We start from the raw sequence: 13,544 nt of genomic DNA, 5'->3' as shown, positions 1-13,544 counted from the left end.
TCGGTGGCCCGAATTGGTTCTGGATGGCGCTTATGGCAGCAATTGACTTCTCTTTATACCTGAAATTTTTCGTTGGCCTGTTTGCGATCATCAACCCGCTGGGTCTGTTGCCGGTCTTTGTGAGCCTGACGGGCCACATGCAACCGGATGAACGCAGGAAGACCAATACTAGTGCCCACATTGCTGTGATGGTCATCCTCATGGTCTCCATGACCATGGGGCAGCTGATCCTCGACGGTTTCGGTATCTCGCTGGCGTCGTTCCGCATTGCCGGTGGCTCGCTCATCACCCTGATCGCCTGGTCCATGCTGCAGGGCAAGCTGGGGGAGGTGAAGCATAACAAGCAGGAGAAGGGTGAACTGGCTGCGCGCGAATCCATCGCCGTGGTGCCGCTGGCGCTGCCCCTGATGGCCGGCCCCGGAGCCATCTCATCCTCCATCGTCTATGCCAGCCAGAAGACCCTGCCCCAGCTGATGGGCATGTTCGTGGTGGTGATGGCCTTTGCCTACTGCTCCTGGCTCATCTTCCGTGCCGCTCCCCTGCTGTTCAAGCTGATGGGCAATACCGGCATCAACGTGGTGACCCGGATCATGGGTCTCATCATGATGTCCCTTGGTATCGAGATCATGGTGGCAGGGATCAAGGGAGTCTTTCCTGGATTGATGTGATTCAGGTCCATTTTGTCGGAGCCGGTCCTTGTGACCGGCTTTTTATTGTTTCTTTTTTGTTAATCATTTCCTAGAATCGGGCGGCTTTGTATGAAAAACACCCATTGCGCGATATTTAAATGCTGAATAAATGGTTTAAAGCTGTTTTATTGACCACCAAAGCCGCCCCCGCCTGATGATATCTATTGCATTATCAGAATTGTCAGGGAATTATGCGGGCTGCGGGATTTTTATCTCGTGAATGGACAAATGCATGGAATGTTCTTGTTGGAGTATGGAAATGACTCATAGAAAAACAATTATTAATGCCCTTTTATTGACCGCACTCTTTGGTGGCGCCACCCTGGCCCACGCCGCCGACGTCCCCGCCGGCACCAAGCTCGCCCCCGAGCAGACCCTGGTGAAGGGCAATGGCTCAGAGCCAGCCACCCTGGATCCGCACAAGACCGAAGGAACGGTTGAATCCAATATTCTGCGCGACCTGTTCGAGGGTCTCGTCACCTCAGGCCCCAAGGGTGAAACCCTGCCCGGCGTCGCCGAGTCCTGGGAAACCAAGGACAACAAACACTTCGTGTTCCACCTGCGCAAAGATGCCAAGTGGTCCAACGGGGATCCGGTCACCGCCCATGATTTCGTCTTCGCCTTCCAGCGCGCGGTGGATCCCAAGACGGCTTCTCCTTACTCCTGGTACATGGAGATCCCGACCATAGTCAACGCTACCGACATCATCGGTGGCAAGAAACCGGCCGACACCCTGGGGGTGAAAGCCAGCGACGACTACACCTTCGAAGTCCAGCTGGAGAAGGCGGTGCCTTACTTCGTCAGCATGCTCTCCCACACCACCACCTACCCGGTCCCCAAGGCGGTGATCGAGAAGTTTGGTGACAAGTGGACCCAGCCCGGCAACATGGTTTCCAACGGCGCCTATGTGCTGAAGGATTGGGTGGTCAACGAGCGCGTCGACGTCGAGCGCAACCCCAGCTACTGGAACAACGCCAAGACAGTGATCGAGAAGGTCACCTACCTGCCCATCCAGTCCACCAACGCCGAGCTGAACCGCTACCTGGCCGGTGAAGTCGATCTCACCTACAACATGCCCATCGAGCGCTTCAAGCAGATGAAGAAGGAGCACCCGAACGAGGTGCAGGTGAGCGGCTATGTGGGCACCTACTACTACCAGTACAACTTCAAGCACAAGCCGTTTGACGACGTGCGGGTGCGTACCGCGCTCTCCTATGCCATCGATCGCAACGTGATCGCCGACAAGGTGATGGGCAAGGGCGAGACCCCGGGTTACACCCTGGTGCCCGACTTCGTGGATGGCTTCAAGCCGGTGGCCCCGGCCTGGTCCAAGCTGACCCAGGCCGAGCGTGACGCCAAGGCGAAAGAGCTGTTGACCGAGGCCGGTTACGGCCCGGGCAAGCCGCTCAAGTTCGAGCTGCTCTACAACACGGACGACAACCACAAGAAGGTGGCCGTGGCCGTCGCCTCCATGTGGAAGAAGCTGGGCGTGCAGGTGAGCCTGGTGAACCAGGAGTGGAAGACCTACCTGGAAACCAAGAAGCAGGGTAACTTCGACGTGGGTCGCGCCGGCTGGATTGCGGACTACAACGAAGCCTCCTCCATGCTGGATCTGATGCAGACCACCCACGGCAACAACGACGGCAAGTACTCCAATGTCGCCTTTGACAAGCTGATGAGCGAGTCCCGCAATCAGGTGGATGCGGATGCGCGCAACAAGCTCTATGTCCAGGCCGAAGATATCCTGGCCAAGGACATGCCGATCGCCCCCATCTATCAGTACGTGACCTCCCGCATGGTCAAGCCCTATGTGGGCGGCTACCCGGCCAACCCGCTGGACAACCTCTACAGCAAAGACATGTACATCATTGCTCACTGAGTAAAGAAACAAGTCGCATAACAAGCAGGCCCGCCGGACGGCGGGCCTTTATTACAACCGCGACCCTTTGGAAGCAGTACAGGACAGGAAATGTCTATGTTGAAATTCATCCTTAAACGTCTACTGGAAGCGATCCCGACTCTGCTGGTCTTGATCACCGTCTCCTTCTTCATGATGCGTTTCGCGCCGGGTAACCCCTTTACCAGCGAACGCGCCCTGCCGCCGGAAGTGCTTGCCAACATCGAGGCCAAATATGGCCTGGACAAGCCCATAGGCGTGCAATACCTCACCTATCTGGGCAACCTGGTCCAGGGGGATCTGGGGCCCTCCTTCAAATACAAGGATTTCACCGTCAACGATCTGGTGAGCCAGGCGCTGCCGGTCTCCGCCAAGATTGGCTCGGTCGCCTTCCTGCTGGCGGTGACGCTGGGGGTCACCTTCGGCACCATTGCGGCCCTGAAACAGAACACCCTCATCGACTATCTGCTGATGTCGTCGGCCATGGCCGGGGTGGTGATACCCGGCTTCGTGCTGGCGCCCTTGCTGGTGCTCTTCTTCAGTATCTATCTGGGCTGGTTCCCGGCGGGAGGCTGGCAGGGGGGCGGGGTGCAGTTCATGGTGCTGCCGGTGTTCGGCATGATGATGTACTACATCTCCGCCATCTCCCGCATCATGCGTGGCAGCATGATTGAGACCATGAACTCCAACTTCATCCGTACCGCCCGTGCCAAGGGGTTGCCGCTGCGCCATATCATCCTGAGACACGCGCTGCGTCCGGCCATGCTGCCTGTGGTCTCCTACCTGGGCCCGGCATTCGTGGGCATCATCACCGGCTCAGTGGTCATCGAGACCATCTTCGGTCTGCCTGGCATAGGTCAGCTGTTCGTCAACGGAGCGCTGAACCGTGATTACTCCATGGTGCTTGGCCTGACCATTTTGGTCGGCGCCCTGACCATCACCTTTAACGCCGTGGTCGATATTCTCTATGCCGTCATCGATCCCAAGATCCGTTACTAAGCCGGGAGTACATCATGGTAATCACAACTGAAAAGCGCGAAGCCGTCGAGGCGTTCGCCCAGCAAGTGGAAGTGGTGGAAGGACGCTCCCTGTGGAAGGATGCCCGTCGCCGTTTCCTGCGCAACAAGGCGGCCCTGACCAGCCTCATCATCCTGACCATCATAGGTCTGGCGGTGATCGTCGGGCCGCATCTGTCCCAATACACCTTCGACGATCCGGACTGGGGCGCCATGCAGGCCGCCCCTGACATGGAGACGGGTCACTGGTTCGGCACCGACAGCCTGGGGCGCGATCTGTTCGTGCGCACCCTGCTCGGTGGCCGCATCTCGCTCATGGTCGGCATCATGGGGGCCGTGGTGGCCGTCATCATCGGCACCCTCTATGGCGCCGCCTCCGGCTTCATCGGCGGCCGTGTCGACAGCCTGATGATGCGGGTCCTCGAGATCCTCAACGCCTTCCCCTTCATGTTCTTCGTCATCATGCTGGTGACCTTCTTCGGTCGCAACCTGGCCCTCATCTTCCTCGCCATCGGCGCGGTGAGCTGGCTCGACATGGCGCGGATAGTGCGAGGCCAGACCCTGAGCCTCAAGAGCAAGGAGTTCATCGAGGCGGCCCACGTCTGCGGCGTCTCCAAGTGGAAGATCATCACCCGTCACATCGTCCCCAACGTGCTCGGCATAGTGGCCGTCTACGCCACCCTGCTGGTGCCGGGCATGATCATGTTCGAATCCTTCCTGAGCTTCCTGGGGCTGGGGGTACAAGAGCCCATGACCAGCTGGGGTGCCCTGCTGGATGAAGGCTCCAAGTCGATGGAAGTGGCCATCTGGCAACTCCTGTTCCCCGCCGGTTTCATGGTGGTGACCCTGTTTTGCTTCAACTTCCTCGGGGATGGTCTGCGTGATGCCCTGGATCCAAAGGATCGCTGACACCAAGGGACAGGCAAGACGCCAAGGGGCCATAAGACCCGTCCAGAGAACGCACTGCGTTCACGGGATGGGCAGGCTGGCATCACGACAGCGCGATAAGGAGTGCTGATATGAAATTACTGGATGTGAAAGATCTGCGGGTCGAGTTCAAGACCCCGGACGGCAATGTGGTGGCGGTCAACGACCTCAACTTCTCCCTCTCTGCCGGCGAGACCCTGGGGATCGTCGGTGAGTCAGGCTCAGGCAAGTCTCAGACTGCCTTTGCCATCATGGGGCTGCTCGCCAAGAACGGCATCATTACCGGCTCGGCCAAGTTTCAGGGGGACGAGATCCTGAATCTGCCGGAGCACAAGCTCAACAAGATCCGCTCCGAGAAGATCGCCATGATCTTCCAGGACCCCATGACCTCCCTGAACCCCTACATGAAGGTGAAGGATCAGCTGATGGAAGTGCTGATGCTGCACAAGGGGGTGAGCAAGGCGGCAGCGTTCGAGGAGTCGGTGCGTATGCTGGACGCGGTGAAGATCCCCGAGTCGCGCAAGCGGATGAACATGTACCCCCACGAGTTCTCCGGCGGCATGCGTCAGCGGGTGATGATCGCCATGGCGCTCCTGTGCCGGCCGCAACTGCTCATCGCCGACGAGCCGACCACGGCGCTGGATGTGACGGTGCAGGCCCAGATCATGACCCTGATGAACGAGCTCAAGCGGGAGTTCAACACCGCCATCGTCATGATCACCCACGATCTTGGCGTGGTGGCGGGCATCTGTGACAAGGTGCTGGTGATGTACGCCGGTCGCACCATGGAGTACGGCCGGGTCAACGACATCTTCTATCGCCCGAGCCACCCCTATACCGAAGGGCTGCTGCGCGCCATTCCCCGTCTCGATACCGAAGGGGAAGTGCTGCCCACCATACCGGGCAATCCGCCCAACCTGCTGCGTCTGCCCACCGGCTGCCCCTTCCAGGAGCGTTGCCACCGGGCGCACGAGATTTGCGGCCAGCAGTCACCCGTCCTGACCCCCTTCGGCGACGGACGGACAAGGGCCTGCCACTGGGTTTCGGATGCCATGATCAAGGGGGTGAACTGATGGGTACTGACAAGAAACTGCTGCTGGAAGTGTCTGACCTCAAGGTTCACTTCAGCATCAAGAGTGACAAGGCCTGGCCCTGGGCCAAGCCCTCCGCCCTGAAGGCGGTGGACGGGGTCACCCTGCGCCTCTACGAGGGGGAGACCCTGGGGGTGGTGGGGGAGTCCGGTTGCGGCAAGTCCACCTTCGCCCGGGCCCTGATAGGTCTGGTGCCGGCCACCGACGGCAAGGTGGTGTGGCTGGGTCAGGATCTGACCAAGCTGGAGCAGGGGGCGCTGCGGGAGAAGCGCAAGGAGATCCAGATGATCTTCCAGGACCCGCTGGCCTCCTTGAACCCGCGCATGACAATCGGCGACATCATCGCCGAGCCCCTGGTCACCTTCTATCCCAATCTCTCCAGGGAGCAGGTGAAGGAGAAGGTGCGCGCCATGATGACCAAGGTGGGCCTCCTGCCCAACCTGGTGAACCGCTACCCCCACGAGTTCTCCGGCGGTCAGTGCCAGCGTATCGGCATCGCCCGGGCGCTGATCCTGGAGCCCAAGATGATCATCTGCGACGAGCCTGTCTCGGCGCTGGACGTCTCCATCCAGGCCCAGGTGGTGAACCTGCTCAAGTCCCTGCAAAAGGAGATGGGGCTCTCCCTCATCTTCATCGCCCACGACCTGTCCGTGGTCAAACACATCTCGGATCGGGTGCTGGTGATGTATCTGGGCAATGCGGTGGAACTCGGGACCCGTCAGGAGATCTTCGCCAATCCCCTGCATCCCTACACCAAGGCGCTGATGTCGGCCGTGCCCATTCCGGATCCGGATCTGGAACGCAACAAGGTGATCCAGATCCTGGAAGGGGACCTGCCGTCCCCCATGAATCCGCCGTCCGGCTGCGTGTTCCGTACCCGCTGCCCGGTGGCGGGGCCTGAGTGCGCCAAGACCCGCCCCATGCTGGAGGGGAACTTCGATCACGCCGTCTCCTGTCTCAAGGTGGATCCGCTCTGAGGGCGAGGGCGTGAACGAGCATGCGGGGCACCCAGGTGGTGCCCCGTTTTATTTCCATCCGCGGTGAAGATGCCTCTTGGCGTTATCTTTTACCGCTGCTACTATCCGCGCAACAAGGGGAGTAACTTCTCGCCGGTTTGTCGTCATTACGGTGCACCCATATCCTGCAGTGCACCCGGCAGCCGGGCAGTCGATGGAAATTGGCTGTAAGTGAGACCTTGCCGAGAGGCAAGGTGTATCTGCTCCAAACGCAAACCCACGCCTCTCGGTCGTGGGTTTTGTCGTTTTGGGAGAAGTGAAAATGGGTGAATGGTGGATGTGGACCGGTTTCTTCAGCATAGTGCTGGTCCTGTTGTGGATTGATATCCGCTTTGTCGGCGGCGGCAAGGTGCACAAGGTGTCCCTGAAAGAGGCGGGGATCTGGTCCCTCGTCTGGGTCAGCGTGGCCCTGCTGTTCAACCTGGCCATCTGGCTCTGGCTGGATCACAGTGCCGGGCGTGAAATTGCCAATCAGAAGGGGCTGGAGTTCCTCACCGGCTACCTCATCGAGAAGGCGCTGGCGGTGGACAACGTCTTCGTCTGGCTGATGCTGTTTGGCTACTTCGCCATTCCGGCCGAGCTGCAGCGCCGGGTGCTGCTCTATGGGGTGCTGGGTGCCATCGTCATGCGCGCCGGCATGGTGTTCGCGGGCAGCTGGCTCATCGAGCAGTTCCACTGGATCCTCTACCTGTTTGGCGCCTTCCTGCTGCTGACCGGGGTCAAGATGCTGTGGGCCGCCGACAAGGAGCCGGACTTGGCCAACAACCCGCTGCTGGGCTGGATGCGTCGCCGCTTCAAGGTGACAGAAACCCTGGAGGGGGAGAACTTCTTCGTCTGGCGTGACGGTGTGCGTTATGCGACCCCGCTGCTGCTTATCCTGGTGCTGGTGGAGGTGAGCGATCTCATCTTCGCGGTGGACAGTATCCCGGCCATCTTCGCGGTGACCACGGATCCCTTCATCGTGCTGACCTCCAACATCTTCGCCATCATGGGCCTGCGCGCCATGTACTTCCTGCTGGCCGGCGTCGCCGAGCGCTTCGCCCTGCTCAAATACGGCCTGGCGCTGATCCTGATGTTCATCGGGGTCAAGATGCTGCTGCTGGACATCTTCAAGATCCCGACCGGCATCGCATTGGGCGTGGTCGCGCTGATCCTGCTGGCCTCCATGGGGCTCAGCCTCTGGGTGACCCGCAAGAAGGTGACCGACCAGAAGGCGGTGTAAGCACCCGCAAAAAAAGGGCTCCCTCCGGAGCCCTTTTTCATATCAGTGCGTGCTTAGCGCTTGATCTTCTTGGGGTTGGTGTAGCCCCAGATGGTGTACATGTCCGCCAGCAGGGCGCCGTTGTACTCCTCCAGATCCGCCTGCTTCACCTCGGCCTCACCCTGACGGCCGAACAGCACCACCTCGTCACCGGGTTTCACCCCTTTGAGATCGGTCACGTCCACCATGATGGTGTTCATGGAGGTCTTGCCCACCACTGGCACCTTCTGGCCCTGGATCAGCACATAGGCCTTGTTGCTGAGCGCCCGGCGGTAGCCGTCGGAGTAACCCAGCGGCAGGTTGGCGAGCAGGGAGTCACGCTTGAGGGTGAAGGTGCGGTCATAGCCGACTGTGTTGCCCGCCGGGTAGTGGTTTACCGAGGCGACCTGGGTCTTGAACGCCATCACCTTCTTGTATTCGGTGTAGGAGGGGATGGTGTCACCGTAGATGATGCCGCCCGGGCGTACCATGTCAAAGTAGGCTTCCGGCACTTCCAGGGTGGCGAAGGAGTTGGCGGCGTGAATGGTGAGCTTGCTGCGATCCAGCTTGCCCGCGTCGATCAGCCACTGATAGTCCAGCTTGAACTGGGCCAGCCCCAGCTTGACGTCCTCTTTCTCTTCCACCGGGAAGTGGGTCATGATGCCGACCGGAGTGATCCCCTCGAGCTTGACCATGGCCAGGGCATCTTCCTTGGCGTCCGCCTGGCGCAGGTCGATGCCGTTGCGGCTCATGCCGGCGGAGTTCAGACCTATGTGCACCGGGATGGTGGTATGGTGGCGCTGGGCGATGTCGGCGATCCCCTTGGCGCTCTCCAGGCTGCCCACCAGCTCTTCCAGCTTGTAGGGCAGGGCCTGCTCCACTTCGGCCGGGGTGGCGGCACGAACCCGCATCAGGCGGCCTTCGAAGCCCTTCTCGCGGGCCACCCGGGCCTCTTCATTGCTGGCGATGCCGATGCAGGGGATGCCCGCCTTGACCACGGAGGGGACCAGCAGATCGATGCCGTGACCGTAGGCGTCGGCCTTCATGATGGCGCAGATCTGCGGGCCCTTGTCGCCGAGACGATCCTTGAGGGTCTGGATGTTGTGCTCGAAGGCGGTCAAATCCACCTCCAGCCAGGCGTTGGCGGCGGTCTGCTCCTGACCGTTGCGGGTGTCGCTGGCGAGCGGCAGGTAGGGGGCGGCGACGGCCTGGCCGGCGAGCAACCCGAAGATCAGGGTCGCGAGCAGGGTTTTCTTGTGCATGGGATGGTTCCTTTTTTATTGTGTCGTTGAGGATGGGCCCGCGTCAGACGCGAGCCGCGGCATGGCTGGGTCAGCATGTTGCTATGCTAATGATATGTTTCACTTTTTACCCAATACCGACGCTGCGAGTGTATCGCAATGGCGTCATTCGTGGCACTTGTTGCAGGAAGAAAATATGCGTTTTGAGCTGCGTGTTCCGCCGTTGTTGCTGTTTGTGGTGCTCGCCTTCGCCATGTGGCTGGGTCGGGGGGAGGAGAGGGGAGCCGGGGGTCTGCTGGTGCTGGCCATGGCGCTTTTGCTGATGGGGGCCCTGCTGGGGGGCGGGGCGCTGCTGCACTTTCGCCGGGAGCGTACCAGCGTTCACCCTGTTCGCTTGCAGCAGAGCCGGGTGCTGGTGACCCGGGGGGTCTATCGCATCAGCCGCAACCCCATGTACCTGGGGCTGCTCTGTTGGTTGCTGGCGCTGGCCTGCTATCTCGGGGGCCCCTGGGTCTGGCTCGGGCCGCTGCTGTTGCTGGGCTGGCTCACCCGCTTCCAGATCCTGCCGGAGGAGCGCGCCCTGCGCGCCCGCTTCGGCATCCCCTATGTGCAGTATTGCCGGCGGGTGAGGCGCTGGTGCTGAGCGCCAAACGACAAGAGGCCCGCAGTTGCGGGCCTCTTGTCGAGTAACGGAGAACCTTAGACCCTGGCGAGGTCGGCCTCGCCCTGGGGCGCGGTCTCTCCCAGGCTGTCTTCCGTCTTGGCCACCACGCTGGCGGCGATGGCGTTGCCCAGCACGTTGGTGGCGGAGCGACCCATGTCGAGGAAGTGATCGATGCCGAGCAGCAGCAGTATGCCGGCCTCCGGAATGTGGAACTGGTTCAGGGTGGCGGCGATCACCACCAGGGAGGCGCGCGGCACCCCGGCCATCCCCTTGGAGGTGACCATCAGCAGCAGCAGCATGGTGATCTGCTGGGCCATGGAGAGCTCTATGCCGTAGGCCTGGGCGATGAACATCACCGCGAAGGTGCAGTACATCATGGAGCCGTCCAGGTTGAAGGAGTAGCCCATGGGCAGCACGAAGCTGGCGATGCGCCTGTCACAGCCGAACTTCTCCAGCCTGTCCAGGGTCTTGGGATAGGCGGCTTCGGAGCTGGCGGTGGAGAAGGCGAGCAGTATGGGCTCGCGGATCATGGCCAGCAGGGTCAGGATGCGACGGCGGATGAAGAGGCTGCCCATGGCGATGAGCAGCAGCCAGAGGCAGGCCAGGGCCAGGTAGAACTGGGCCATGAAGGTGCCATAGGTGGCGAGGATCCCGAGCCCCTCCTTGGCGACCATGGCGGCGATGGCACCAAAGACCGCGAAGGGGGCGAAGTTCATCACGTAGCCGGTCACTTTCAACATGATCTCGGCGCCGCTGGCCATCAGCTTGACCACAGGCTTGGCGGCATCCCCCAGGGCGGCGGCGGCCAGCCCGAAGAAGAGGGAGAACACCACGATCTGCAGGATCTCGTTGGTGGCCATGGCCTCGACCACGCTTTTCGGGATGGCGTGGGTCACGAAGTCCTTGAGGGAGATGGCGGTGGCGGCCACCCCTGAGCTGGCGCCGTCATCGGGCAGGGAGAGGGAGAGGCCGACCCCGGGCTGCATCAGGTGGACCATCACCAGCCCCAGGGTCAGTGACATCAGGGAGGCCAGCATGAACCAGCCCAGGGTCTTGGCGCCGATGCGGCCCACGGTGCGGGTGTCGCCCATCTTGGCGATGCCGACCACCAGGGTAGTGAACACCAGAGGGGCGATGATCATCTTGATGAGGCGCAGGAAGATGTCGGTCAGCAGGGTGATTTCACTGGCAAAGGTGGCGGCCTGGGCCGGGGCAAACAGGCGATAGCCTTGCCCGGTAAAAATGCCAAGCAACATCGCAATGAGGATGGCAACGGTCAATTTGTTCATTTTCATGGGGGGACAGTCTCGATATGTGCAGTGCCTGTGCAGGTGGGCAGGGTGCCACCTCAGTCCGTTTTTGTGATCCGGGCCATGGAATCCTGACAGCCGGTATGCTGGCAGCATGCCTAATCACGGAGGGGAAATCCAGCGACTTATAGCAGAACTTTATGTTGTGATTAGTTGTATGTGATGTGTATGTTGTGAATTAATTATATTAATCGCTGTTTATTTTCATTTTTACCAGATAAATGGCTTCCAGGCTCTGGTCGTCCAATGGGGCTCTCTCCAGGGAGAAGATCAGCAGTGCCGAGGTGCGGTGTTCTACCTGCGTCTCGTCCATGAAGGTGTCGGGTTCGTACTCATCGAAGCCGAACTGGGGGCGGGTCGGGATGACTCTGATTGCATCCCGCGACAGGGTCAGCGACTGCACCTGCACCCAGGCGTACCCCTGCGCCAGCGCCATCTCTCCCGCTCGCTTGAGCACGTACTTGCGGGCCGTCTCCCTGTCCACCAGATCGTTGCCCACAAACTCCAGCTGCCAGCGGGTCTCCCCGAGCCGGGTCTGGGAGAAGCCTGTCTGGCCGTTCCAGAAGGACTTCTCGCTGTCATAGGGGGTGGCGCAGCCACCGAGCAGCAGCGAGCCGCACAGGGCGAGGGCGAACAAGAGGGGGGAGCTTGGTGACATGGTGCAGGCCCTTGGCAAAGAGGGGATCACTACAGCACAACGGCGCCCACGAGACAATCGCTGGCCTGGGCGCCGCCGCGGGGAGGCAAAAAGAAAAGGCCTTGTCGTTTGACAAGGCCTTTCTCGGGGAATTTGGTCGGTGTGAGAGGATTCGAACCTCCGACCCTCTACACCCCATGCAGATGCGCTACCTGGCTGCGCTACACACCGACTTAAGTCAGCTCGGCTGACGGGGAGGGAGTTTATGGAGATGCCCCGACCCTGTCAACAGGGGAAATCCCGCGCCGAGATCGTTTGCCTGCTTTGCGAGCAACTTCGGATCAAAGTGCGACCAGTCGCGCATTTTGTCAGCACCTTGCCGCCCTCTTGCATCAAAAACGGCCGCCCGATGGGCGGCCGTCTGGTATCAGCGATGACTGGCTTAGCGGTTGAAGGTCAGCCGCTTGCCCAGCACCTGATCGGTGACTTGACCGTTCTGCCAGGCAATCTGGCCGTTCACCAGAGTCATGTCGATGGTGCTCTGGAAGCGGTAGCCGTTGAAGGGGGACCAGCCGCACAGGTAGAGCAGGTTGCTGTCGTTGACCACATAGGGCTTGCCGAGATCCAGCAGCACCAGATCCGCGAAGTAGCCCTCGCGGATGTAGCCGCGATCCTGCACCTGGAAGCGCTCGGCCACCGCGTGGGAGGTCTTCTTGACGATGGTTTCCAGCGAGAAGACGCCGTTGTGGTAGAGCTCCAGCAGCGCCTGCAGGGAGTGCTGCACCAGGGGCACGCCGGACGGCGCCTTGAAGTAGCTGTTCTGCTTCTCTTCCCAGGTGTGGGGGGCGTGGTCGGTGGCGATGATGTCGAGCACGTCGTTGCGTACCGCATCCAGCAGGGCGTGCTGGTCGGCGGCGCTCTTCACCGCCGGGTTGCACTTGATCTGGCTGCCCAGGGTGTCGTAGTCCGCCTCGTTGAAGAACAGATGATGGACGCACACCTCGGCGGTGATGTTCTTGTCCTTGAGATCCTTCAGATCCGGGGTGGCGGTGAACAAGGAGAGCTCCTTGGCCGTGGTCAGGTGCAGCACGTGCAGCTTGGCGCCGTATTTTTTCGCCAGCCCCACCGCCATGCTGGAGGATTTGTAGCAGGCATCGGCGCTGCGGATGCGGCCGTGCTCGCGCATCGGCACATCTTCGCCCCACTTGGCGCGGGCCTCGTCTTCCAACACCTTGATGGAGGGGGTGTCCTCGCAGTGGGTGACTATCATCACCGGGCTCTCGCGGAAGATGGCCGCCAGTGTCTCCTGGTTGTCCACCAGCATGTTGCCGGTGGAGGCCCCCATGAAGATCTTGATGCCGCAGGACTGCTTGGGATCCAGCTTCTTGATCTCTTCCAGGTTGTCGTTGGTGGCACCCAGGTAGAAGCTGTAGTTGGCGGCGGCGGAGTTGGCGGCTATCTGGTATTTGGCTTCGAGGGCATCGATGGTGGTGGTCTGGGGATTGACGTTGGGCATTTCCATGAAACTGGTGGTGCCACCGGCGACGGCGGCCCGGGATTCACTGGCGATGGTCCCCTTGTGGGTCAGGCCAGGCTCCCGGAAATGGACCTGATCATCGATCATTCCGGGGATGAGGTGACGGCCTGCGGCATCGATCACCACGGCATCGGGGGCGCTGATGTCCGGGGCGATGCGGGCGATGCGCTCACCTTCGATCAAGACGTCGGAAGCATAGATGCGGCCTTCGTTGACCAGGGTGGCATTCTTGATAAGCAATTTGTTCATGGGGGGTTCCAGTTCCTTTGCCGATAATCC

General features: G+C 60.8%; 12 protein-coding genes and 1 tRNA gene. 8 read left to right on the top strand and 5 right to left on the bottom strand.

The features are described 5' to 3' along the window. The first annotated feature begins 32 nt into the window (after positions 1-32). From ACB030_RS02880 to ACB030_RS02850, 7 genes are all read left to right on the top strand, one after another. Entirely contained in the window at positions 33-668 is a 636-nt protein-coding gene (locus tag ACB030_RS02880; protein ID WP_205641499.1) for a YchE family NAAT transporter, read from the top strand. Positions 669-948: 280 nt separating this feature from the next. After that, a complete protein-coding gene (locus ACB030_RS02875; RefSeq protein ID WP_371157867.1) occupies positions 949-2,568 on the top strand; it encodes an ABC transporter substrate-binding protein in 1,620 nt (539 codons plus the stop codon). Between the two features lie 96 nt (positions 2,569-2,664). After that, positions 2,665-3,585, top strand: a complete 921-nt coding sequence (gene oppB / locus ACB030_RS02870) for an oligopeptide ABC transporter permease OppB (protein WP_041205427.1) — start codon at positions 2,665-2,667, stop codon at positions 3,583-3,585. A gap of 14 nt (positions 3,586-3,599) precedes the next feature. Then, complete coding sequence (gene oppC, locus ACB030_RS02865) at positions 3,600-4,511, top strand: oligopeptide ABC transporter permease OppC (protein ID WP_205641501.1); 912 nt, start codon at positions 3,600-3,602, stop codon at positions 4,509-4,511. Positions 4,512-4,621: 110 nt separating this feature from the next. Further along, the gene (locus ACB030_RS02860) at positions 4,622-5,602 is read left to right on the top strand and encodes an ABC transporter ATP-binding protein (protein WP_043129280.1); all 981 of its coding nucleotides are present in this window, start codon (positions 4,622-4,624) and stop codon (positions 5,600-5,602) included. Continuing rightward, positions 5,602-6,597, top strand: coding sequence for a murein tripeptide/oligopeptide ABC transporter ATP binding protein OppF (gene oppF / locus ACB030_RS02855; protein WP_139434112.1), 996 nt, complete (start codon positions 5,602-5,604; stop codon positions 6,595-6,597). Before ACB030_RS02860 ends, oppF begins: the two co-directional genes overlap by 1 nt. Before the next feature lie 301 nt (positions 6,598-6,898). After that, positions 6,899-7,858 carry a TerC family protein gene (locus ACB030_RS02850; RefSeq protein WP_205641503.1) on the top strand — a complete coding sequence of 320 codons (960 nt, stop codon included), beginning with the start codon at positions 6,899-6,901 and terminating at the stop codon, positions 7,856-7,858. Positions 7,859-7,911: 53 nt separating this feature from the next. Here the strand turns inward: ACB030_RS02850 and alr are convergent, their stop codons facing one another. Beyond that, the gene (gene alr, locus ACB030_RS02845) at positions 7,912-9,138 is read right to left on the bottom strand and encodes an alanine racemase (protein ID WP_371157863.1); all 1,227 of its coding nucleotides are present in this window, start codon (positions 9,136-9,138) and stop codon (positions 7,912-7,914) included. A gap of 175 nt (positions 9,139-9,313) precedes the next feature. On the opposite strand from alr, the gene ACB030_RS02840 reads away from it, so the two are divergent. Then, a complete protein-coding gene (locus ACB030_RS02840; RefSeq protein ID WP_371157861.1) occupies positions 9,314-9,760 on the top strand; it encodes an isoprenylcysteine carboxylmethyltransferase family protein in 447 nt (148 codons plus the stop codon). A 56-nt stretch (positions 9,761-9,816) separates the two neighbouring features. Here the strand turns inward: ACB030_RS02840 and ACB030_RS02835 are convergent, their stop codons facing one another. From ACB030_RS02835 to ACB030_RS02820, 4 genes are all read right to left on the bottom strand, one after another. Beyond that, a complete protein-coding gene (locus ACB030_RS02835; protein ID WP_371157859.1) occupies positions 9,817-11,076 on the bottom strand; it encodes a dicarboxylate/amino acid:cation symporter in 1,260 nt (419 codons plus the stop codon). Between the two features lie 202 nt (positions 11,077-11,278). Beyond that, positions 11,279-11,749, bottom strand: coding sequence for a hypothetical protein (locus ACB030_RS02830; protein ID WP_371157857.1), 471 nt, complete (start codon positions 11,747-11,749; stop codon positions 11,279-11,281). A 133-nt stretch (positions 11,750-11,882) separates the two neighbouring features. Further along, positions 11,883-11,959 (bottom strand) — tRNA-Pro (locus ACB030_RS02825). Positions 11,960-12,170: 211 nt separating this feature from the next. After that, the gene (locus tag ACB030_RS02820) at positions 12,171-13,514 is read right to left on the bottom strand and encodes a dihydroorotase (RefSeq protein WP_371157855.1); all 1,344 of its coding nucleotides are present in this window, start codon (positions 13,512-13,514) and stop codon (positions 12,171-12,173) included. Positions 13,515-13,544: the final 30 nt, after the last annotated feature.

This window comes from Aeromonas sp. S16(2024), from assembly GCF_041403065.1.
In the GTDB taxonomy this organism is placed as follows: domain Bacteria; phylum Pseudomonadota; class Gammaproteobacteria; order Enterobacterales; family Aeromonadaceae; genus Aeromonas.
The sequence above is the reverse complement of the archived record's forward strand: the minus strand, read 5'-3'. Positions and strand labels throughout refer to the sequence as shown.

Excerpts from the sequence above, each read along its gene's own strand:
- oppF (WP_139434112.1), top strand. The coding sequence starts at position 5,602 with ATGGGTACTGACAAGAAACTGCTGCTGGAAGTGTCTGACCTCAAGGTT.
- alr (WP_371157863.1), bottom strand. The coding sequence starts at position 9,138 with ATGCACAAGAAAACCCTGCTCGCGACCCTGATCTTCGGGTTGCTCGCC.
- ACB030_RS02835 (WP_371157859.1), bottom strand. The coding sequence starts at position 11,076 with ATGAAAATGAACAAATTGACCGTTGCCATCCTCATTGCGATGTTGCTT.
- ACB030_RS02830 (WP_371157857.1), bottom strand. The coding sequence starts at position 11,749 with ATGTCACCAAGCTCCCCCCTCTTGTTCGCCCTCGCCCTGTGCGGCTCG.
- ACB030_RS02840 (WP_371157861.1), top strand. The coding sequence starts at position 9,314 with ATGCGTTTTGAGCTGCGTGTTCCGCCGTTGTTGCTGTTTGTGGTGCTC.
- ACB030_RS02820 (WP_371157855.1), bottom strand. The coding sequence starts at position 13,514 with ATGAACAAATTGCTTATCAAGAATGCCACCCTGGTCAACGAAGGCCGC.
- oppC (WP_205641501.1), top strand. The coding sequence starts at position 3,600 with ATGGTAATCACAACTGAAAAGCGCGAAGCCGTCGAGGCGTTCGCCCAG.
- ACB030_RS02860 (WP_043129280.1), top strand. The coding sequence starts at position 4,622 with ATGAAATTACTGGATGTGAAAGATCTGCGGGTCGAGTTCAAGACCCCG.
- ACB030_RS02875 (WP_371157867.1), top strand. The coding sequence starts at position 949 with ATGACTCATAGAAAAACAATTATTAATGCCCTTTTATTGACCGCACTC.
- ACB030_RS02850 (WP_205641503.1), top strand. The coding sequence starts at position 6,899 with ATGGGTGAATGGTGGATGTGGACCGGTTTCTTCAGCATAGTGCTGGTC.
- ACB030_RS02880 (WP_205641499.1), top strand. The coding sequence starts at position 33 with ATGGCAGCAATTGACTTCTCTTTATACCTGAAATTTTTCGTTGGCCTG.
- oppB (WP_041205427.1), top strand. The coding sequence starts at position 2,665 with ATGTTGAAATTCATCCTTAAACGTCTACTGGAAGCGATCCCGACTCTG.